The organism is Clostridium sp. (assembly GCF_047718555.1).
Classification (GTDB): domain Bacteria; phylum Bacillota; class Clostridia; order Clostridiales; family Clostridiaceae; genus Clostridium_I.
On the sequence record NZ_JBDNRK010000046.1, the window covers coordinates 1 to 20,697 of the forward strand.

General features: G+C 31.7%; 15 protein-coding genes and 1 pseudogene. 11 read left to right on the forward strand and 5 right to left on the reverse strand.

The window, feature by feature from the left end; all coding sequences use genetic code 11:
- Positions 1–377: 377 nt before the first annotated feature.
- Together galE and ABF633_RS15560 are read right to left on the reverse strand one after the other, a co-directional pair.
- Positions 378–1,364, reverse strand: a complete 987-nt coding sequence (gene galE / locus ABF633_RS15555; protein WP_415524808.1) for a UDP-glucose 4-epimerase GalE — start codon at positions 1,362–1,364, stop codon at positions 378–380.
- 124 nt (positions 1,365–1,488) lie between these two features.
- Complete coding sequence (locus ABF633_RS15560; RefSeq protein ID WP_415524809.1) at positions 1,489–2,517, reverse strand: LacI family DNA-binding transcriptional regulator; 1,029 nt, start codon at positions 2,515–2,517, stop codon at positions 1,489–1,491.
- A gap of 235 nt (positions 2,518–2,752) precedes the next feature.
- Between ABF633_RS15560 and ABF633_RS15565 the strand changes: the two genes are divergently transcribed.
- Positions 2,753–4,063, forward strand: a complete 1,311-nt coding sequence (locus ABF633_RS15565; protein ID WP_415524810.1) for an NlpC/P60 family protein — start codon at positions 2,753–2,755, stop codon at positions 4,061–4,063.
- 1 nt (position 4,064) lies between these two features.
- A pseudogene (locus ABF633_RS15570) lies at positions 4,065–4,157 on the forward strand (alpha-galactosidase); the annotation flags it as partial.
- Between the two features lie 18 nt (positions 4,158–4,175).
- Here ABF633_RS15570 and ABF633_RS15575 read toward each other — a convergent pair.
- Entirely contained in the window at positions 4,176–5,060 is an 885-nt protein-coding gene (locus ABF633_RS15575) for an AraC family transcriptional regulator (protein WP_415524811.1), read from the reverse strand.
- A gap of 183 nt (positions 5,061–5,243) precedes the next feature.
- Between ABF633_RS15575 and ABF633_RS15580 the strand changes: the two genes are divergently transcribed.
- Positions 5,244–6,932 (forward strand): glycoside hydrolase family 13 protein, encoded by a 1,689-nt coding sequence (locus tag ABF633_RS15580; RefSeq protein WP_415524812.1) that lies wholly within the window; start codon positions 5,244–5,246, stop codon positions 6,930–6,932.
- 30 nt (positions 6,933–6,962) lie between these two features.
- Here ABF633_RS15580 and ABF633_RS15585 read toward each other — a convergent pair whose 3' ends face one another.
- Positions 6,963–7,874: an AraC family transcriptional regulator gene (locus ABF633_RS15585; RefSeq protein WP_415524813.1), complete on the reverse strand. Its 912-nt coding sequence runs from the start codon at positions 7,872–7,874 to the stop codon at positions 6,963–6,965.
- Positions 7,875–8,024: 150 nt separating this feature from the next.
- Here ABF633_RS15585 and ABF633_RS15590 point away from each other — a divergent pair, with 150 nt between their 5' ends.
- The 3 genes from ABF633_RS15590 to ABF633_RS15600 all read left to right on the forward strand — a co-directional run bounded on the left by ABF633_RS15590 (position 8,025) and on the right by ABF633_RS15600 (position 13,851).
- Positions 8,025–10,214 (forward strand): alpha-galactosidase, encoded by a 2,190-nt coding sequence (locus ABF633_RS15590; protein WP_415524814.1) that lies wholly within the window; start codon positions 8,025–8,027, stop codon positions 10,212–10,214.
- Positions 10,215–10,250: 36 nt separating this feature from the next.
- Positions 10,251–12,185 (forward strand): sucrose-specific PTS transporter subunit IIBC, encoded by a 1,935-nt coding sequence (locus tag ABF633_RS15595; RefSeq protein WP_415524815.1) that lies wholly within the window; start codon positions 10,251–10,253, stop codon positions 12,183–12,185.
- A 202-nt stretch (positions 12,186–12,387) separates the two neighbouring features.
- Positions 12,388–13,851, forward strand: coding sequence for a glycoside hydrolase family 32 protein (locus ABF633_RS15600; protein ID WP_415524816.1), 1,464 nt, complete (start codon positions 12,388–12,390; stop codon positions 13,849–13,851).
- A 158-nt stretch (positions 13,852–14,009) separates the two neighbouring features.
- Here ABF633_RS15600 and ABF633_RS15605 read toward each other — a convergent pair whose 3' ends face one another.
- A complete protein-coding gene (locus ABF633_RS15605) occupies positions 14,010–14,201 on the reverse strand; it encodes a small, acid-soluble spore protein, alpha/beta type (protein ID WP_415524817.1) in 192 nt (63 codons plus the stop codon).
- Between the two features lie 430 nt (positions 14,202–14,631).
- Here ABF633_RS15605 and ABF633_RS15610 point away from each other — a divergent pair, with 430 nt between their 5' ends.
- The 5 genes from ABF633_RS15610 to ABF633_RS15630 all read left to right on the forward strand — a co-directional run bounded on the left by ABF633_RS15610 (position 14,632) and on the right by ABF633_RS15630 (position 20,554).
- Positions 14,632–17,574 (forward strand): sigma 54-interacting transcriptional regulator, encoded by a 2,943-nt coding sequence (locus ABF633_RS15610; protein ID WP_415524818.1) that lies wholly within the window; start codon positions 14,632–14,634, stop codon positions 17,572–17,574.
- Positions 17,575–17,624: 50 nt separating this feature from the next.
- Positions 17,625–18,242 carry a bifunctional 4-hydroxy-2-oxoglutarate aldolase/2-dehydro-3-deoxy-phosphogluconate aldolase gene (locus ABF633_RS15615; RefSeq protein ID WP_415524819.1) on the forward strand — a complete coding sequence of 206 codons (618 nt, stop codon included), beginning with the start codon at positions 17,625–17,627 and terminating at the stop codon, positions 18,240–18,242.
- 12 nt (positions 18,243–18,254) lie between these two features.
- Entirely contained in the window at positions 18,255–18,725 is a 471-nt protein-coding gene (locus tag ABF633_RS15620) for a PTS sugar transporter subunit IIA (protein ID WP_415524820.1), read from the forward strand.
- A 135-nt stretch (positions 18,726–18,860) separates the two neighbouring features.
- Entirely contained in the window at positions 18,861–19,139 is a 279-nt protein-coding gene (locus ABF633_RS15625; protein ID WP_415524821.1) for a PTS sugar transporter subunit IIB, read from the forward strand.
- Between the two features lie 29 nt (positions 19,140–19,168).
- A complete protein-coding gene (locus ABF633_RS15630) occupies positions 19,169–20,554 on the forward strand; it encodes a PTS galactitol transporter subunit IIC (protein WP_415524822.1) in 1,386 nt (461 codons plus the stop codon).
- Positions 20,555–20,697: the final 143 nt, after the last annotated feature.

The window sequence follows — 20,697 nt, forward strand, 5'->3', positions numbered from 1 at the left end:
TTTACCCCATCTGAATTTTAGAACTGCAAATGCATGGCTTACTTGGCGTTGAACCTACAGTTTTTATTTTGTAGCATTGAACATGGTCCCAATTAAAATTTAAGATTAAACGTTATCATAACTTAATTATATTTTAATTGTCAGCGAAATCAAATAGTATAATGATAGATAAACATGGTATAATATCAGATAAACAGAGTTCTTGGCATCAGGTGGAGTTTTAATTGTAAATACATATTTTACATTGTAATAAGCTATAAAAATACAGCAAAGAGATAATAAAAAAATAGAGACTAACGTGGACGTGATATTCCAATATTAGTCTCTATTCTTTATGTTTTAAATTTCCTTTTCATAAACCCTTGGTGTATTACTAATTATTTTTCATAACCATTTACGTGATTTTTATGCCAGCTCCAAGCTGTTTCAATTATTGTTTCAAGTGAGTTATACTGAGGTTTCCAACCTAATTCTTCAATAGCTTTTTCAGAAGAGGCTATTAGAGTTGCAGGGTCACCAGCACGTCTAGGTGCTATCTCTGCTTTAATATCCATTCCAGTAACTTTTCTGGTAACATCAACTACTTCTTTAACAGAAAAACCTGTGCCGTTTCCAAGGTTGTAGATTCTGCTGTCTCCGCCATTTTGAAGTCTTTTTAATGCTAGAAGGTGAGCTGCAGCCAGGTCAGATACATGTATGTAATCTCTCACGCAGGACCCATCAGCAGTATTGTAATCATCACCGAATATCATTATCTTTTCTCTTTTATTAAGAGCTACCTGTAAAATTAATGGTATAAGATGACTTTCTGGTCTGTGATCTTCTCCTATTTTTCCATTTACATGTGCACCAGCAGCATTAAAATATCTTAGAGCAGTGTATTTTATTCCATAAGCTTTATCACACCATTTTAATATTTTTTCTACTGCAAGCTTGGACTCGCCATAAGGATTAGTAGGGAAGGTCTTATCGTTTTCCTGTATCGGAACGCTTTCTGGTTCACCATAAGTTGCAGCGGTAGAGGAAAATACAATATATTTTACATTGTGTTTTTGCATAACCTGTAAAAGATTAATTGTTGAGCCAACGTTGTTGTTAAAATATTTTAATGGGTTTTCAACGCTTTCTCCTACCAAAGAGTCTGCTGCGAAATCTATAACTGCTTCAATTTCATTTTCAGAAAAAACTTTGTCAAGAAATTCTGTATCTCTTAAATCTCCAACATAGAGTTTACCACCTAAAAGGGAATCTCTATGACCCTTTTGAAGATTATCAGCTATGATAACCTCTTTGTTGTTTTCTAATAGATGTGCTACCATATGGCTGCCTATATATCCGGCTCCACCACAAACTAAAATAGCCATAATAATACCTCCTAAAAATATGTTTTTTATTAGATGAATAGATAATTATTAAAGTATAGAAAACCTTTTCTATATATAATTTTACCATATTCTCATTAATAATCAATGAATAAATTAAAAATGTTTATATATTTACTTTACTGCAGCTGCCTCTTATAATCAATTTAGTATCTAAGATTATTTTAGTTAATTCTCTTTCCTCATTTCTTATTATATGAAGGATTCTGTTTGCTGCATTTTCTCCTAAAGCATACATGTTCTGATCCACTGTTGTAAGTTTTGGTTCTACTAAGCTGGAAACTAATATATTATCAAAGCCAATAATAGATACATCTTCAGGTACATTGAAATTAGCTTTTTTACAGGCATTCATAACACCTAAAGCCATAAGGTCATTACAGGTAAAGAATGCCATTGGAGATTTAGCTGTAATCTTTTTTAGTCTTTTATAAATTATATCCATAGTATTTTCTACAGTATCATTGCTATTTCCTTCACCTATATTAATAATTTTTTTGTTTTTCAGTAATTTATTGTCTTTTAATACTTTTTTATAAACGGTTTCCTTTAAGTCATAGGAATAACTTTTTTCACCACGTATAAATATTATATTAGTATGACCTAAATCTATCAGGTATTTCATTGCCTGTTCAGCACCACTTGCTTCATCGTTCAATACAAAATTGCAGTTAACTCCTTCATTATACCCATTAATGCATACTAGAGGAATACTTTTACTTATATCTTCATAAAAACCATTATCTATATTTTCTGTCTTTGGATCAATAGAAATTATTCCATCAACTTGTCTTCCAAGTAACGACTTTATGTAATTTACTTCTTCTGCTGCTTTATCATCTGTATCACAGAGATAAATTGAATATTCATTTTTTCGGAGTATGCTTTCTATGCCCTTGATTACGGTAGGGAAGAAAAGGTTATTTATGCTGGGAGTAACTACTCCTATAGTTTTTGTATTTTGATTAACTAAAGACCTGGCTAATATGTTAGGACTAAAATTTAATTTTTTAATTGCTTTTTCTACTCTCTTTCGGGTTTCACTTTTAACGGGATAATTATTATTTATAACTCTTGAAACCGTAGTCATGGATACGTTTGCTTCTTTAGCTACATCTTTTATATTAATTTTCATAGCGAACCTCCTAATTAAGCCTAGAGCAAAGGTGTAAATTTTGTTATTTTATTAAATTATACTATTTATTTTAGTTACAGTATAGGGTTAAAGTTTAGTAGAATTTCAGAATGAAATATGTATTTGAATTTAAATATAATTTAAAAAAATTGTGAATTTTATTAAAAAAATGAAAAAATGACTTGAAATTTGGTATAATTAACCGGAATATTATATTAAATAGGAGTAATTTGTCATGATAAAAATTAAAAAGATTTTTTTGGGATCAGCTATCAGCATAGTTTTAATCTTATTTAGCGGAAATAAGGTACATGCAGCAGATGATTCTATAATTTGGAAGTTACATACTGCCACTGCTTTGGGAAAAACGGATATTAATTGGAGTTTTGATATGGGTGATTACAATAAAGATGGAAAGTCTGATTTATACGTGATAAAAAAACTTGGACAAACATCTACAGAGATACATATCTTAAATGGAAGCAATAATTATCAGTCTTTTCTACTTCACACAGGTACGGCTTTGCAGAGAACTGATGGAAATTGGCAATTCAAAGTTGGCGATTACAATGGTGATGGAATACTTGATCTATATTGTATAACAACTCAAGGAAGGAATTCTACAGAAGTACATATTTTGGATGGAAGGACAAACTTTCAGACATTTTTGTTACATGAAGCTATACCTATAGAAAGAAACAATAATAACTATGATTTCCAACTGGGAGATTATAATCATGATGGAAAGCCTGATTTATACTGCATAAAGAGGCAGGGGGCAACTTCCACAGAAGTACATATTTTAAATGGAAGTAATAATTATCAATCCTTTTTACTACATACAGCTACAGCTCTAGTTAAAACAGATACTAACTGGGATTTTGGTGTAAATGATTATAATAATGATGGAACTCCTGATTTATATATTATAAAAAAGCAGGGAGCAAGTTCTACAGAAGTACATGTTTTGAATGGACAGAATAATTTTCAGTCATTTATTTTACATACTGCAACACCTTTAGAAAAAACTGATACATATTCTCAATTTATAATTGGTTCTGGTATTCTTAATGTGTACGATATAAAAAAACAAGGACCAGTTTCTACAGAAGTTCATGAATTTGGATATAGTGGTCAGTCTTCAATAACTAGTCAGCCTTTAACAAGTAATCAGTCTGATTTGGGAGATCAGATAGTAAACTATGCAAAGAAATTTATAGGACTTGCCTATGTATATGGGGGATCAACCCCTTCAGGTTTTGATTGTTCCGGATTTGTTCAATATGTGTATGCCAATAATGGAGCATATAATGTTCAACTTCCAAGGACAACCTATGACCAGATTAATGCTGGGACAGCTGTGGATAAATCAAACTTGCGTCCTGGTGACTTAGTATTCTTCGGAGATCCATCAGCACCATATCATGATGGTATATATATAGGAGCAGATCAATTTATAGAATCTCCTAATACAGGATCATCTGTAAGAATTTCTACGTTGAGTACCAGAACAGATTTCTCTGCTGCAAGAAGGATAATTAAGTAAAAATAAGATAACTCCTCTTAGGAAAAGAGGTCATGTTGCCATGGCAGGAAACTTTGGATATGAATTAGATTTAACAAAGCTCACCGAAGAGGAAAATATATTTAATTTCACATTAAGTATCAATTGTTTGAATTTTTTTATATTGGAAAGGAGTACAATTTTTGTATTCCTTAAATTTTTTTATAAAATAACTAAAATTATCAAAACCAACATTAAAACATACGTCTATTACCTTTGTATCCTGTGTTTTTAGTATTTGTACTGCCTGTTCTATTCTATATTCATTTATATAAGTAACGGGAGTTTTCCCGGTTACAGATTTAAAAAATCTGCAAAAATATCGAGTGTTCATGTTAGCTTCTGCCGCTAATGCATCAATATATATTTTGTGTGTGTAATTATTATTAATAAAATTAATTACCTTTTTTACTATTTGTACCTTGTAATCTTTTGGCATTAAAATATTAGATCCAATAAACTTATTTTCTTTATATAAATTAGCTATAATCTTTAATAAAGACCCTTTTATACTAAGTTCAAATCCATTACTTTTATTATGATAGATGTCAATTATCTCTAAAATTTCATGTAAGGTTTTATTACCTAAAGTGGAATTTAAGTCAAGGTACAAAGGAAAGCGAAGAGATCTTTTTAATATTGGATCAATGTATTTATTTTGATAGTAATCATAAATAGAAGCATTTAATATATTGAGATCAAATACTACAGCATGATGTATAGAGGTATTGCCGCCCATTGCATAAATTGAATGCAATTGTTCACTATTTATAAAAACACATTGCCCAGAAGTTATTTTAGTAGGTTTCATATCTATGTTAAATATTAAATCACCTTTTTCTACATAGATTATTTCAATTTCATTATGCCAATGATGAGATACAGAATAATCACCTTTTTTGTCTATATGAGAGTAAACGTGTAGTGGAAATACAGAATTACCATGAGTCCTTTTTTCTTTTAAAGTATTATCTTTCAATTTTATGCCTCCCAAACTTTTAGTGAAAATAATGCTATTTTTAGTTAAAATAGAGCAAGTTTATAAATAATAATACAGATATAATATGATTATAGGTTGAAATGAAAAAGATTTCAATACAGAAGACAGATGGATTTATTTATGTGTTATTTTTGTTCTAAAAATGTAGGTGGAGGTATTATTATGAATAAAGCTTGGTGGAAGGAAAGCGTTGTATATCAAGTATATCCAAGAAGTTTTAAGGATAGTAACGGAGATGGAATCGGTGATATTGGTGGTATAATCGAGAAGTTAGATTATTTAAAAAGTCTTGGTATAGATGTTATTTGGATTTCTCCAATTTACAAATCTCCTAATGATGACAATGGATATGACATTAGTGATTATAGAGATATTATGACAGAATTTGGAACAATGGAGGATTTTGATAGATTACTTAAAGATGCTCATGAAAAGGGTTTAAAAATCATGATGGATTTAGTAGTTAATCATACTTCCGATGAGCATGAATGGTTTTTAGAAAGCAGAAAGTCTATAGATAATAAATATAGAGACTATTATATATGGAAAAAAGGTAAAGATGGTAAGGCTCCAAATAACTGGGGAGGAAGCTTTAATGGTTCTGCTTGGGAATATGATGATAAAACGGATATGTATTTTCTTCACCTGTTTTCTAAAAAGCAACCAGATCTAAATTGGGAAAATCCAATAGTCAGAAATGAAGTATACGATATGATGAAGTGGTGGATGGATAAGGGAATTGATGGATTCAGGATGGATGTTATCAATATGATTTCTAAAGATCAAAGTTTTCCTGATGGAAAAAAAAGAAAAAGTCCTATTTACGGAGATTTTGGACCTTATGTTTTTAATGGACCAAGAGTTCATGAATATTTGAAGGAAATGAATAGAAAGGTCTTATCAAAGTATAACGTAATGACTGTAGGAGAAACACCAAAGGTTAATACAGAAGAAGGCTTAAAGTATGTTGGAGAGGATAGAAAAGAACTGAATATGGTTTTCCAATTTGAACACATGGGTCTAGATAGCGGAAAAGATGGAAAATGGAGCAATAGTACCTTTAAATTAATTGATTTAAAGAGGGTTATGACTAAATGGCAAAAAGAATTAGAAAATGCTGGATGGAACAGTTTGTTTTGGAACAATCATGACCAGCCAAGGGTAGTTTCACGTTTTGGAAATGATAAAACATATTGGAGGGAATCTGCAAAGATGTTAGGAACATGTCTCCACATGATGCAGGGTACACCATATATTTATCAAGGTGAAGAAATCGGTATGACTAATGTAGCTTTTGAGTCTCTAGAGGATTACAGAGATATAGAAACTTTAAATGCTTACAAAGAACTGGTTGAAATTAATGGGAAAAATACTAAAGAAATGATGAAGGCAGTTCATGCAAAGAGTAGAGATAATGCCAGAACGCCTATGCAGTGGGATGAAAGTGAAAATGCAGGATTTACAACTGGTATGCCATGGATTAAAGTAAATCCAAATTATAAACAAATTAATGTAAAATCTCAATTAGAAGAACCAGATTCTATTTGCAATTATTATAAAGAATTAATTGATATTCGTAAGAAAAATGAGATTGTAGTTTATGGAATTTATGATTTAATTCTTGAAGATAATGAAGAGATATATGCTTATACAAGAACATTAGGAGATGATAAGCTTCTTGTAGCATGTAATTTTACAGATAAAGATTCTGTGTTTAATTTGCCGGATAATATACATTATAATTTCCATGAGCTAATAATAGGAAATTATAATATAAGAAGCGATTCTGGCATAAAATGCTTTGAATTGAAGCCTTATGAGGCAAGAGTATATTTACTCAAAAATAACTAGATAAAATTTATACAGAATTTTATTTTTATATTAATATAATTTTTCAAATAAAATTCTATGTATTTCATAGGAATCACTATTTCTGCGAAATTCTGCTGGCGAAATGCCTAAAGTTTTTTTAAACACTTTACCAAAGTAATTACCAGATGAGAATCCTACACGTTGAGCTACTTCATCCAGAGTTAAGTCAGTAGAGAAAATCAATACCTTTAAAGAATTTTCCAGACGAACTTTTATAAGATAATCTGTAGGCGTCATCCTTAACTCTTTGTTAAATAAACGTGTTAGATAGAATTTTGAAATGCCAACATGCTGGGACATATCATCTAGTCCAATCTGCTCTGCATAATGTATATCAATAAATTGTTTACAAAGTTCAATCTTTGAAGGTAGTGGTTTGGATTTTTGATTCTGATAAAAGTAACTAATAAGCTCCATAATTAATTGGTATGCATATTTAGAGCATTGATAAACATTATAAATTTCATTTTTTATAGCCAGCTCATAAATACTCCATACCAAGTTAATAAAATCAGAATCTGATCCCATAGAAAAAACTGGTTCTGTCATAGTAAGGAGCTGATGCCAAAAGGGAAGAGCTTCTTTGGAAAATTCAATATAAATAATCTCCCATTTTTTTGAAGTCTGTGGTAACTTATAACAATGGTTACCAGGAATTTCAACGATGAAAGCATCTCCTTGTTTTAATGTATAAATTTTACCTTCAATTTCAATTTCACCTTCACCGCTTAGAGTATATTGGAATAGACAATGTTCATCGGTATGTTTTTTCCCATGCCAAATATATTTTCCTCGGGTTCTTCCATTCCAAATATATTTTGGTGATACATTACACTGCCAGCCGATTCCTTTTATCATCAAAAGCGATGTGGGTATTATAAATTTAAAGCCTATAGATGTACGTGGCAAATTATATAGCAAGATATTACCCTCCAGTTGTGTTTTTTATTCTTGTGCCATTATAATTAATATTTTATTATGAGTATATAACAAAGTATTACGTTTACAAAGTATTTTTGTAAAAATACTTTGTAGCAATAATTTACTTATTAAATTTTTAAGGAGACTTATATGACTATTTATTTTGATGAAGAAAATAAAATATTTCATTTACAGGGAAAAGGTACAAGTTATGTAATGCAGGTTATAAGAGATGGATATTTATCTCATCTATATTGGGGAAAAAGAATCAATTCCTATCATAAAAGCAATCCGATTGCTTTTATTGACAGAGGCTTTTCACCAAATCCTGATGCAAAAGATCGTACATTTTCACTAGATACCATACCACAGGAGTATCCAGTCTATGGAAATGGAGATTTTAGAAGTCCAGCTTATCAGATTCAGTTAGAAAACGGTTCCACAATCTCTGATCTCAGGTATGAAACACATAGGATTTATAAAGGAAAAGCTAAGCTTCAGGGTTTGCCGGCTACTTATGTTGAAAGTGATGATGAAGCTGAAACTCTGGAAATTATTATGAAAGATAAATTAATAAATCTAACTGCTATTTTAAGTTACACTTTATTTAGAGATTTTGATGTAATTACTCGCTCTGTAAAATTAGAAAATCATGGAACAGAAAGAATAAAAATTCTTAAAATATTAAGTTCCAGTGTAGATTTTCGTAATGATGAATATGATTTACTGACATTATACGGAGCTCATACTAATGAAAGAAATATATCCAGAAGATCTGTTGTACCCGGAATTTACATGGCTGAGAGCTGCCGTGGTGCCAGTAGTCCTCAGCATGATCCATTCATAGCATTACTTGAAAAAAATGCAGATGAGGATAGAGGTCAGGTATATGCTTTTAATCTCGTTTATAGCGGGAATTTTTTAGCACAGGTACAAGTAGATCAGTATCATAATACAAGAGTATCAATTGGGATAAATTCTTTTGATTTTTCATGGCTTTTAGAACCTACAGACAGTTTTCAGTCACCTGAGGCTGTAATGGTTTACTCTCATGAAGGACTGGGAGGAATGTCACGAACCTATAATAAATTGTATCAAAGCCGATTATGCCGTGGAAAATTTAGAGACAGTATGAGGCCAATTTTGATTAATAATTGGGAAGCAACATATTTTGATTTTAACGCAGAAAAAATTGAAAAGATAGCAGTAGAAGCTAAAAAGTTAGGGATAGAACTACTTGTATTAGATGATGGGTGGTTTGGAAAAAGAAATGATGATTTAAGTTCCTTAGGTGATTGGGTTGTAGATAAAAATAAACTTCATAAGGGGTTAAAAGATCTTGCGAAGCGCGTTAATGATATTGGCATGAAATTTGGATTATGGTTTGAACCGGAGATGGTATCTCCTGACAGTGACTTGTATAGAGCACATCCAGATTGGTGCTTGCACGTACCGGACAGACCGCGTACTTTAGGAAGAAATCAATTAATTTTAGATCTATCACGCAGAGAAATCTGTGATTATGTTGTTGAATCTGTATCAAAGGTTTTGGATAGTGCTCCTATTAGTTATGTAAAGTGGGATATGAATCGTCATATGACAGAAATTGGTTCAGCATCATTGCCGGCAGAAAGGCAGCGGGAAACTGCGCATAGATATATGCTGGGTTTATATAGTGTAATTGAAGAACTAACAGCAAGATTTCCAGAAATATTATTTGAAAGTTGTTCCAGCGGTGGTGGCAGGTTTGATGCAGGTATGTTGTATTATATGCCCCAAACTTGGGCCAGTGATAATACTGATGCAGTATGCCGTTTAAAGATTCAATACGGTACAAGTCTAGTTTATCCAGCTAGTTCCATAGGTGCTCATGTTTCTACAGTTCCAAATCATCAGGTTGGAAGAATTACTTCTCTTGATACAAGAGGGTATGTAGCTATGTCTGGTAATTTAGGTTATGAACTTGATTTAACTAAATTATCAGAAGAAGAAAAAGATTTTATCAAGCATCAAGTTAAGCTATATAAAGAAATCAGGCAATTAATTCAGTTTGGTATTTTCTTCCGTGTGCTTAGTCCCTTTGATGGAAATGAAGCTGCCTGGAATTTTGTAGCAAAGCACCAGGAAGAAATAGCTGCCTACTATTTTAAAGTATTATCTCAACCAGCAGCAGCTATTAGAATTCTTAAATTTAAAGGTTTAAATCCGAATTATCTATATAAAAATGTGGATACGGGAGAAGTATTTGGTGGTGATGAACTTATGAATGTAGGAATAACGATACCGAGAATTAAAAAGGATTTTATAAGCTTATTTTGGAGATTTAAAAGAGTTGAATAGTCAAATTAATGTGGAACTATAAAGGAGGATATAATTATGAATTATAAAAAAGCTGCAGAAGATATTTTAATAGCTGTAGGGGGAAAGGAAAATGTTACAGCAGCAGCACATTGTGCTACTCGTCTTAGGCTGGTATTAAAAGATGAAAAGAAGATTGATCAAAAAATTATTGACCAATTAGATGTTGTTAAAGGTACTTTTTCCACGGGAGGACAATATCAAATAATTATAGGTACTGGAACTGTAAATAATGTATATAAAGAGTTTGTAGAACTTACAGATATTGATGAAATGTCTAAAAACGATGTAAAAAGAATAGCAGCAGAAAAAAATACTAATTTTCTTTTGAATTTTGTTAAAATATTATCGGATATTTTTGTACCGATAATACCTGCCCTTGTAGCTGGCGGTCTTTTAATGGGCATAAATAATGTGCTTACGGCAGAAAATCTATTTGGAGCTAAATCAATAGTCGAAATGTATCCTGGAATAAAGGATTTAGCTGGCATGATAAATACTTTTTCATCGGCACCTTTTGCATTTTTACCTATATTGATTGGATTTTCAGCCACTAAAAGATTTGGAGGAAATCCATTCCTAGGAGCAGCATTAGCTATGATAATGGTACATCCTGATCTACTAAATGGATATGGTTATGCAGATGCACTGCTTAAAGGAAAGGTAGAATATTGGAATATTTTTGGTTTACATCTTGCTAAAGTGGCATATCAGGGAACTGTACTTCCTGTATTAGTATCTTCATGGATTTTAGCTAAATTAGAAAATGGATTCAGAAAAATTATACCTGCCTCTCTTGATATATTATTAACACCACTTCTAGCAATTTTGCTTACAGGATTTTTAACTTTTGCTGGGGTAGGTCCTATAATGCGTTCAGCTGGTGATTTGTTAACAAATGGTATATTCTGGTTATATACCTCTACTGGATTTATTGGTGCTGCAGTTTTTGGACTTATCTACTCTCCAATTGTTATAACGGGAATGCATCAAAGTTTTATTGCTGTTGAGACTCAACTTATAGCTAATGTAGCAAAAACAGGAGGATCATTTCTTTTACCTATAGCTTCAATGGCAAATATAGCTCAGGGAGCCGCAACTCTTGCAGTATTATTTGTCACAAGAGATAAAAAAATTAAGGGCATTGCGTCAGCAAGCAGTATTTCAGCATTACTTGGTATTACAGAGCCTGCAATATTTGGAGTTAATTTAAAGTTAAAATATCCATTTGTAGCTGGTATGATTGGATCCGCTGTTTCCTGTGCATTTATAGGTCTCTTCAATGTATTATCAGTATCCATGGGTCCAGCAGCTTTACCTGGAATAATCGCTATAAGGCCTCAGTCTACTGTTTATTTTGTGATATGTGCAGCTATTAGTTTTATTGTAAGTTTCATAGCTTCCTTGATTGCAGGAAAAACCATAGAAAAAAAGTCACAAAATCAAAATAATGTTGAAGCAAAAAATAGAAATGGAAATATTGGAGAGCATGTGGATATAAATGAAAAAGTATTAGCACCTATTAATGGAAAAGCAATGCATCTTAAAGAAGTACCTGATCCAACTTTTGCAAAAGAATTACTGGGTAAAGGGATGGCAGTTAATCCTTCAGATGGAGTGTTAGTATCACCGGTAGACGGAACTATAGAACTTGTATTTGAAACAAAACATGCTGTAGGAATAAAAACAGATAGCGGAGTAGAACTACTTATTCACATAGGAATAGATACAGTAAAAATGCAAGGAGAAGGATTTAAGAGTTTTGTAAAAGAAGGAGAAAGAGTAACGGCTGGACAAAAAATAATTGAATTTGATTTAGATTTAGTTAAAGAAAAAGCAGCATCTCCTATAACAATGATTTTAGTAACTAATGTAGATGAAATTAAATCTATAGAATCATTAAATACTGATAATGTTAAACAAGGTGATGAATTATTTTTAGTAAATATGTAAGTATGTTAAAAGAAAAGGAGGCTTTGCCTCTTTTTCACTTCATTCTTGTATAGTGAATAAGAAATTTATAATAGTTTTAATTGAAATAAACATGGTGCCCTCAATAATGAATTACAATATATGGCTTCCATAAAAAAGATAGAAAATATTTTTTTGTTTTTGAAGAGATATTAAAGATTATATAATAAAGGGGAAATATTACATGAATAATAAATTGTTAAAATTGGCATACAAAGTTGTAGAAAAATCAAAAAAAATAGTTAGTAATGATTGTTATGCTTTAAAATATCATTTAATGCCGCCTGTAGGATTTATAAATGATCCTAATGGATTTATTAATATTAATGGAGAATACCATCTCTTTTATCAATTTAATCCCCTTTATCCTAAGGATAAAAAAGTATATTGGGGTCATGTAAAGAGTACCGATCTAGTTAATTGGCAGCAGATGCCCATAGCACTTTGCCCCAGTGAATGGTATGAAACTCATGGATGCTATTCTGGCAGTGCTGTTAACCTTAATGGCACATTTACATTAATATATACTGGCAATGTTAAGGATTCCTTTGGAAATAGAGAAACCTATCAATGTATTGCACAAACTAAGGATGGTATAAATTTCAGTAAATATAAAAATAATCCTGTCATATATAATCAGCCGGATGGATATACAAGACATTTTAGAGATCCAAAGGTTTGGAAATACGGTGATCTGTGGTATATGGTAATAGGAACTCAAACAGTAAAAGAAAAAGGTACTGCATCATTATATAGCTCATTGGACTTATTTAATTGGAAGATGGTAGGTGAGGTTGCAGGAGCCAATATAGAGGAACTGAGTTTTCTGGGGTATATGTGGGAATGTCCTAATTTATTAAACATAGATGGCAAAGATGTTTTGATTTTCTGTCCCCAAGGAGTTGAGAAAAAAGGTGACTTGTATAATAACAGACATCAATGTGGATATTTAATGGGAAGTCTTGATTATCAGACGGGGAAATTGAACTATGGGAATTTTATGGAATTGGATAGAGGTTTTGAATTCTATGCTCCACAGGTTACTGAAGACAGTAGAGGCAGAAAGCTTCTAATAGGTTGGATGGGACTGCCTGATGAAGAGGAAAGTCCTACAGTTGAGAATGGATGGCTTCATTGTCTAACAATTGTAAGAGAACTTAGTATAAAGGATAATAGAATTATTCAAAAACCAGTGGAAGAAATGAAGCTTTTAAGGAAAAATGAGATAAAGTATAGTGGTATCCAAATGAGAAATGATAAAGTTAAATTTGATAAAATAAGTGGAGATAGCTATGAATTAATTTGTGATTTCTCATGGGATATTGTTTCAAAGTTTGGAATAAAACTTAGATGTAATAAAGATTGCAGTGAAGAGACACTTCTTTATTATGATACAGAAAATGAAAAATTAGTTTTAGATAGAAATAAAAGTGGATTAAGCCTGAATGGAGTAAGAAAATGTAAAATAAAAAATAATGGCAATCTAAAGCTTCATATATTTGTGGATACATCTTCCATTGAAATCTTTATAAATGATGGAGAAGAAGTATTTACAGCAAGAATCTATCCTCACAAAGATAGCAGGGATATTGTTTTCTATTCAGAAAATGGAAATGTAAAATTTGATATTCAGTATTGGCAGCTGTAAAATAGAATATATTATTTTGTAAATGAAACGACCTTGTGGGTGCTTCTTTTTTTCTGGAAGCGACCACCAGGTCGTAATTGCTTATACAATTGAATAAATATCATACTAGAAATATAAAATATAGAAAAAATAGAAATTATTTTACCTCTAAAGTGCTGTTATTTTTTATCAATTAAATTTTCTTCAAAAGTCTGTACTGCATTTTTAGTGAAATTTCCAATTTCAGCTCCACCTACCATACCACAAACCTTGGAACTAACATTACTCCAATCTCCACCTTTAGGTTTTTGTATTCCTAATTCTTTAGCTTGCTCTGATTTACTATTAAGTTTATTTATTTTCTCATCCATTTATATTCTCCTCTCAATAATTTCATATACCTCAATAGAAATTTAAATTTAGTATCTGCTTTTTTATCTAAATTATTATGGTAATTATATTGTAAATTCAATAAAAAATATAAAGAAAATAGGGGATGAGTTATGTTTTTTTATTCTTGTATGGTGAAAATTAATACTTTATTATAAGTATATAAAGTATTAACGTTTACAAAGCATTAATATATATATCTATTTAATAGCTAGCATATATTAATGGGCTAAATTACATATAAAATATCAATGAATCTTACTCAGTGGGAGTTTGTATTCCCACTGAGTTTAGATGAAGTATCCAGGGACGTGCCGGTGTTATCTCCACCTTTAAAAGGTGGAGTGTTACAGCGGCTAGTCATCGGATAAAGGATGATAAATTATATATAGAAAATAAAGGTGGTAAATTATGGAGACTAGTATTGAAAAAATAATGGATTCAGAAGATAAGAAAAATCCATATACTGATGACGAAATAGCAAAACAGATGGGAATATCAAGGGAAATAGTAACTCAATACAGAAAACTTAATAAAATTCCGGATTCAAGGCAGAGAAGAAAAGAAATCATATTAAAAGATGCATGGGAAATCATAAGAAAAGATAGTAATATATCAGATAGAGCATTTACAAGAGAATTAAATGATAGAGGGTACAAATTATCAAGATACACAGCGGTGGAAATAAAGCGAGAGGCTTCTGAATTTTTAGGAGATAGTACTGAAGTTGTAGATAAAGGCAAGTCTTTTAAGCCGCAAGAAAACGTTGTCTATAAAAAAGATAATTTTGAAAAAATAAATGATCCCTTTGATTGTATTATAGGAAAGGATGGCAGTTTAAAGCTTCAAATAAATCAGGCCAAGGCGGCAATTCTATATCCGCCTAAAGGACTTCATACTTTATTATTAGGTCCATCTGGTGTTGGAAAAAGCTATATGGCTGAAGTTATGTATAATTTTGCAAAGACTACAAAAAATTTTTCAGATAATGCACCCTTCGCGGTATTTAATTGTGCCGATTATGCAGATAATCCTCAGCTATTATTATCACAGTTATTTGGACATGTAAAAGGTGCTTTTACTGGTGCAGGAGAAGGTAAAAAGGGAATGGTAGAACTTTGTGATGGTGGTATATTATTTCTGGACGAGATTCATAGACTGCCTTCCGAAGGGCAGGAAATACTCTTTTATTTAATAGATAGAGGTAAATTCAGAAGACTGGGAGAAACGGAGCTCACAAGAGGAAGTAAATTGATGATTATTGCAGCTACTACTGAAAGTCCAGAGGGATCTTTACTTTTAACCTTTAGAAGAAGGATACCTATGATAATTGAAATACCTTCAATTAATGATAGATCCTACAGAGAAAGGTTTGAGATAATAAAAAATTTCTTTTTAAATGAAAGTATAAGACTAGGTAAGGACATATTGGTGGCAAGAGATGTTATAAAATCCTTTATGATATATGATTGCCCCGGCAATATAGGTCAGCTTAAAAGTGATATACAGGTATGCTGTGCAAAGGGATTTCTTCATTCAACCCTTAACAATAAAGAAAAGGTAAAAGTAAGTTTTAAAGATGTACCGGATTATGTTAAGGAGCAGGTATTGAACTCAAATATAAAGGATGAGGAACTTGAAAAATATACTTATGAGGATATAATAGTTTCTTCAAAGGGAATTGAGGTATTGCGTAAGGAACAATATAATTCTGTAGATAAGGATAACATTTACCTGTTCATTGAAGAAAAATATAGAAGGTTGAAAGAAGAAGGCCACAGTGACAGAGATATCAATAAAATAATAGGCAGCCAGGTGGAAGAAGAACTTGTAAGATTTGCTTCAGCAGTGAATTTTTCTTCTACAGATATACAGGAGCTTGTGGATATTGTTGGTAAAGACATATTATCCATTATAGAAGATATTTTCAGCTTGATTAAAGAAAATATACCTGGTATACAGAGAAAGGTAATATATCCTCTGGCAGTCCATCTGAAATCTGCCTATGATAGAGTATTAAATACACATAAAATAGTCAATCCCAATTTGGAAATGGTTAAAAAAGAGTATAGAAAAGAATATAATGTTTCTTCAAAGATTACCAAATTAATAAGTGACAGGTTAAATGTAAATTTTCCAGAGGATGAAATAGCTTTTATTGCAATGTATTTAAAACATTTTCAGCATAAAAACAAGCTTCAAGTCCATGGAAGAGTTGGTGTAATAGTATTGTCCCATGGAAGAGTGGCCTCTGGTATGGCGGAGGTTGCCAATAGGTTATTGGGTGTAAAACATGCTGTTGGATTGGAAATGGAACTTAGTGATTCACCAAATATAATGCTTGAGAAGACTATAAAGCTTGTGAAAAAGGTGGATGAAGGTAAAGGGTGTATTCTCCTGGTGGATATGGGTTCTCTCACAACCTTTGGAGATATAATAACTGCAAAAACCGGTATTCCAACTAGAGTCATAGGCAGAGTTGATACATTGATGGTGCTGGAATGTGTAAGAAGAGCTCTGCTCCCAGAGGATACATTAGACAGTATTGCAGATGAAATAGATAATAAAAATTATATCAGCAGAGGCTTAAGTATAGATACCAATAATAAGGCTAAAGCAATAGTGACCTTATGTATAACAGGAGAAGGGGCGGCAGAAAAGGTAAAAGAATATATAGAAAACTATTTGGAAGATAGTGTTAAGGATATTGATATTATACCTTTAGGGTATATGAATAATGATAATGTAAGTGCGACCATAGATAGAATAAGAAAAAATAAAGAGATTTTAGCCATAGTTGGCACTATAAACCCGGAAATTAAGGATATACCATTCATATCTGTGGAAAATGTAGTGACAGGCACAGCCTTAAATACTTTAAACAGACTTATAAATAAGAAAAATATATTAAAAAACAGGCTGTCAAATATAATTCCAGAGGATTTTATTTTTCCACAGGAAAATTATAAATATAAGGATGAAATATTAGACAATATGACTAAAAGACTTATTGAGGCTGATTATGTAGAAGAAGGCTTCCTGCTAAGTGTATATAAGAGAGAGGCGCTGGGAGGCACATATTTAAAGGGGGGAATAGCTATTCCTCATGGGGATAGTAAGTTCGTTACAAAACCAACCATAGCAGTTGCTAAATTGGCCACACCTATAAATTGGGATGGCGTAAACAATGTGGATTTAATTTTTATGATTGCTCTTAAAGAAGATTCCAAAGAGTATTTTGAACAGCTATATAGGGTAATATCAGCCAGTGACAGCCTTTCAAAGATTAGAGCAGCTAAAAATGAGAAAGAAATAATGGATATTTTATTTGAAAATACAATACCAGCCATATAATTGGCATCATAGTTGCTATATATAATAGTGTAACCAAGGAGGTGAAATAAATGAATACAAAAAACTTTCCAAAAGTCACTATTATTTTAAGGGGCTATACTTACAGCCAGGCAGAAACAGTTATTAAGGCATTATTACAAAGTAAAGTGAATTCAGTAGAAATTACAATGAATACTGAAAACGCTATAGACATGATTCATGATTTTCATGAAAAATATGGAGATAAAATTCACATAGGGGCTGGTACTGTTACTAACTTAGAAAATGCAAAAAAAGCAATTAATGCAGGAGCTGAATTTATCCTTTCACCAGTTTTATTATCTAAAGAAATAATAGACCATTGTAAGGAAAACTCAGTAATAACAGTACCAGGAGCAATGAGTCCTACAGAAATATATAAGTCCTTTGAAGATGGGGCGGACATAGTAAAGGTTTTCCCAGCGGTGGAATGCGGCAGCAGATTCTTTAAAGATGTTAAAGCACCATTAGGTGAATTGCCTTTAATGGCAGTAGGAGGCATTAATAAAGAAAATGCAAAAGAGTTTTTCACTAAAGGGGCAGATTTTCTAGGAATAGGTTCCGGTGTATTTAATAAGGATGATATATTGAAGGAAAATATAGAAGGACTAATAAAATCCTTAAAAGAATTTGAAGAAAAGATAGGTTAGAGGGTGTAAAAGATGAGTGGTGAAGTTTATTTTTCAAAAGATTTGGTATTTAAGAATTTAGAATTTAGAGATAATACAGAGGCTTTAAGGTTTTTAGCTACAAAACTTTGGGAAAAGGGTTATGTAAAAAAGGAATATGAGAAGGCTATTTTAGACAGGGAAAATGATTATCCAACGGCACTGCCTTCTATAGATGTTAAAATAGCAATACCCCATGCAGATCATAAATTGGTAAACAAGGCAAGTTTAGCTGTGGGAGTGTTAAAAAATCCAGTGGAATTCAGAGCCATGGATGATCCTGATAAAAAATTAAATGTAAGTATTATAATTATGCTGGCCCTTAGTGAACCTCATGGTCATATTGAAATGCTTCAGAAAATAGTAAAGCTTATACAAAATTCTGAGTTATTAAAACAAATAGTTAAAGCTTCTTCAGATGAGGAAATTATTGATGAATTGACGCCATACCTTATAGCAAATTAACTGTGATTAACATTTTTAATTTAATGAATAAATAATCAAATTAAACATTTTAAAAAAAGTATAATTTATAAAAATATAAAACTGAAAAATAATAAATATAATTAAATTACTAAAAAGATATTAGGGGGAATTGAAATGAAAAGAGTATTAGTAGCATGTGGAAATGGAATAGCAACATCAACAGTTGTAGCAACTAAAATCAGAGAAGCTTGTGAAGATCAAGGCTTAAATATAGCAGTAACTCAATGTAAACTTTTAGAAGTAGAATCAAAGGTTGCAGATTATGATTTATTAGTTACTACAGGTAAATTTGAAGGTGAAGCTGTAAACGTTCCAGTTATAGGAGCAATGTCATTATTAACAGGTTTTGGAGAGGAAGAAACAATAGAGGAAATTGTAAACGCACTAAAATAAGATGAGTTTATAGATTAGGGGGTCTTATAATGATATTTTTTCAAGCATTTAATATATTACTAAAGGCAGGAGCTACTGTCATGCTCCCACTTATTATTTTTGCCATAGGACTTGTATTCAGAGTAAAACCTGCAAAGGCATTTAGATCAGGACTTACAGTAGGTATAGGCTTTGCAGGAATTAATCTAGTAATAGGTCTTCTTTCATCAAATCTTGGGCCGGCAGCACAGGCTATGGTAAAAAACATAGGAATCAGGCTGGATGCATTAGATGTAGGTTGGGGTGCCATAGCAGCAATAACTTGGTCATCACCTATAATTGCCATTTTAATATTTGTTATATTGCTTAGTAATATAGTCTTACTCATATTGAAGAAAACCAATACACTAGACGTTGACATATGGAATTATCATCATATGGCTATAGTTGGAATAATGACTTATTTTGTTACAAAAAATGTTGCTCTAGGAATAGCTGCAACTATATCAATGGCAGTGATTACATTTAAGATGTCAGATTGGACTGAACATCTTGTAAAGGATTACTTTGGACTGCCTGGAGTGTCTCTTCCAACGGTATCAGCCCTATCATCATTAGTAGTAGCAGTACCTTTAAATATGATTTTGGATAGAATTCCCGGCATCAATAAAATTGATTTTGATATAAAGGATGCTAAAAAATATCTTGGTTTCTTTGGTGAGCCAATGATTATGGGACTTATTTTAGGGGGAGTTATAGGAGCTCTTGCAAAATATGATATAACTAAAATACTTTCTATAGCTGTTAATATGGCAGCAGTAATGGTACTTATTCCTAAGATGACTTCATTATTTATGGAAGGCTTAATGCCAATTTCAGAGGCAGCAAAGAAATTTACTAAAACTAAATTTAAGGGAAGAAAATTCCTCATAGGACTAGATGCAGCAGTAGTAGTTGGAAATGCAGAAGTTATAACTACATCTCTTATAGTAATACCACTTACTATAGCTTTAGCAGTAGTTATGCCAGGTAACAGAGTACTTCCCTTTGCAGATCTAGCAGTTGTTCCCTTTAGAGTAGCTTTGGTAGTAGCTCTCACCAGAGGTAATCTTATAAAGAATATAATTATAGGTCTTGCCTGTACAGGAGCAATATTATTGGCAGGAACTAAGACAGCACCAGTACTGACAGAACTTGCAAAATCTACTGGAATAAACTTATCTATGGCAGGTGGTGCTCTTATCTCCTCTTTTGCTGCAACAAGTTTAACTGTAAGCTTTATAGTATTTGAAGTGTTTACAGGAAATATAATATTTACAGTGCCTGTCTTTATTGCAGCATTTGCAGCAATATGGTTCTACCTTGATGTAGTTTATAAGAAAAAACAGGATAAAAAATTAGCAGAAAGTGAAAGTAAGAATCCAGTTTTAGAATAGGATATTTCATTGTTAGCCGTTGTAATTGTAAATCTCTAAAAATATATTAACAGTAGCATGTCTATGGATAATTTATATAGACTTAAGGATATCGAGTTAGGCAACATTAAATGATATGCATGGTTAATCATGAAATAACAACG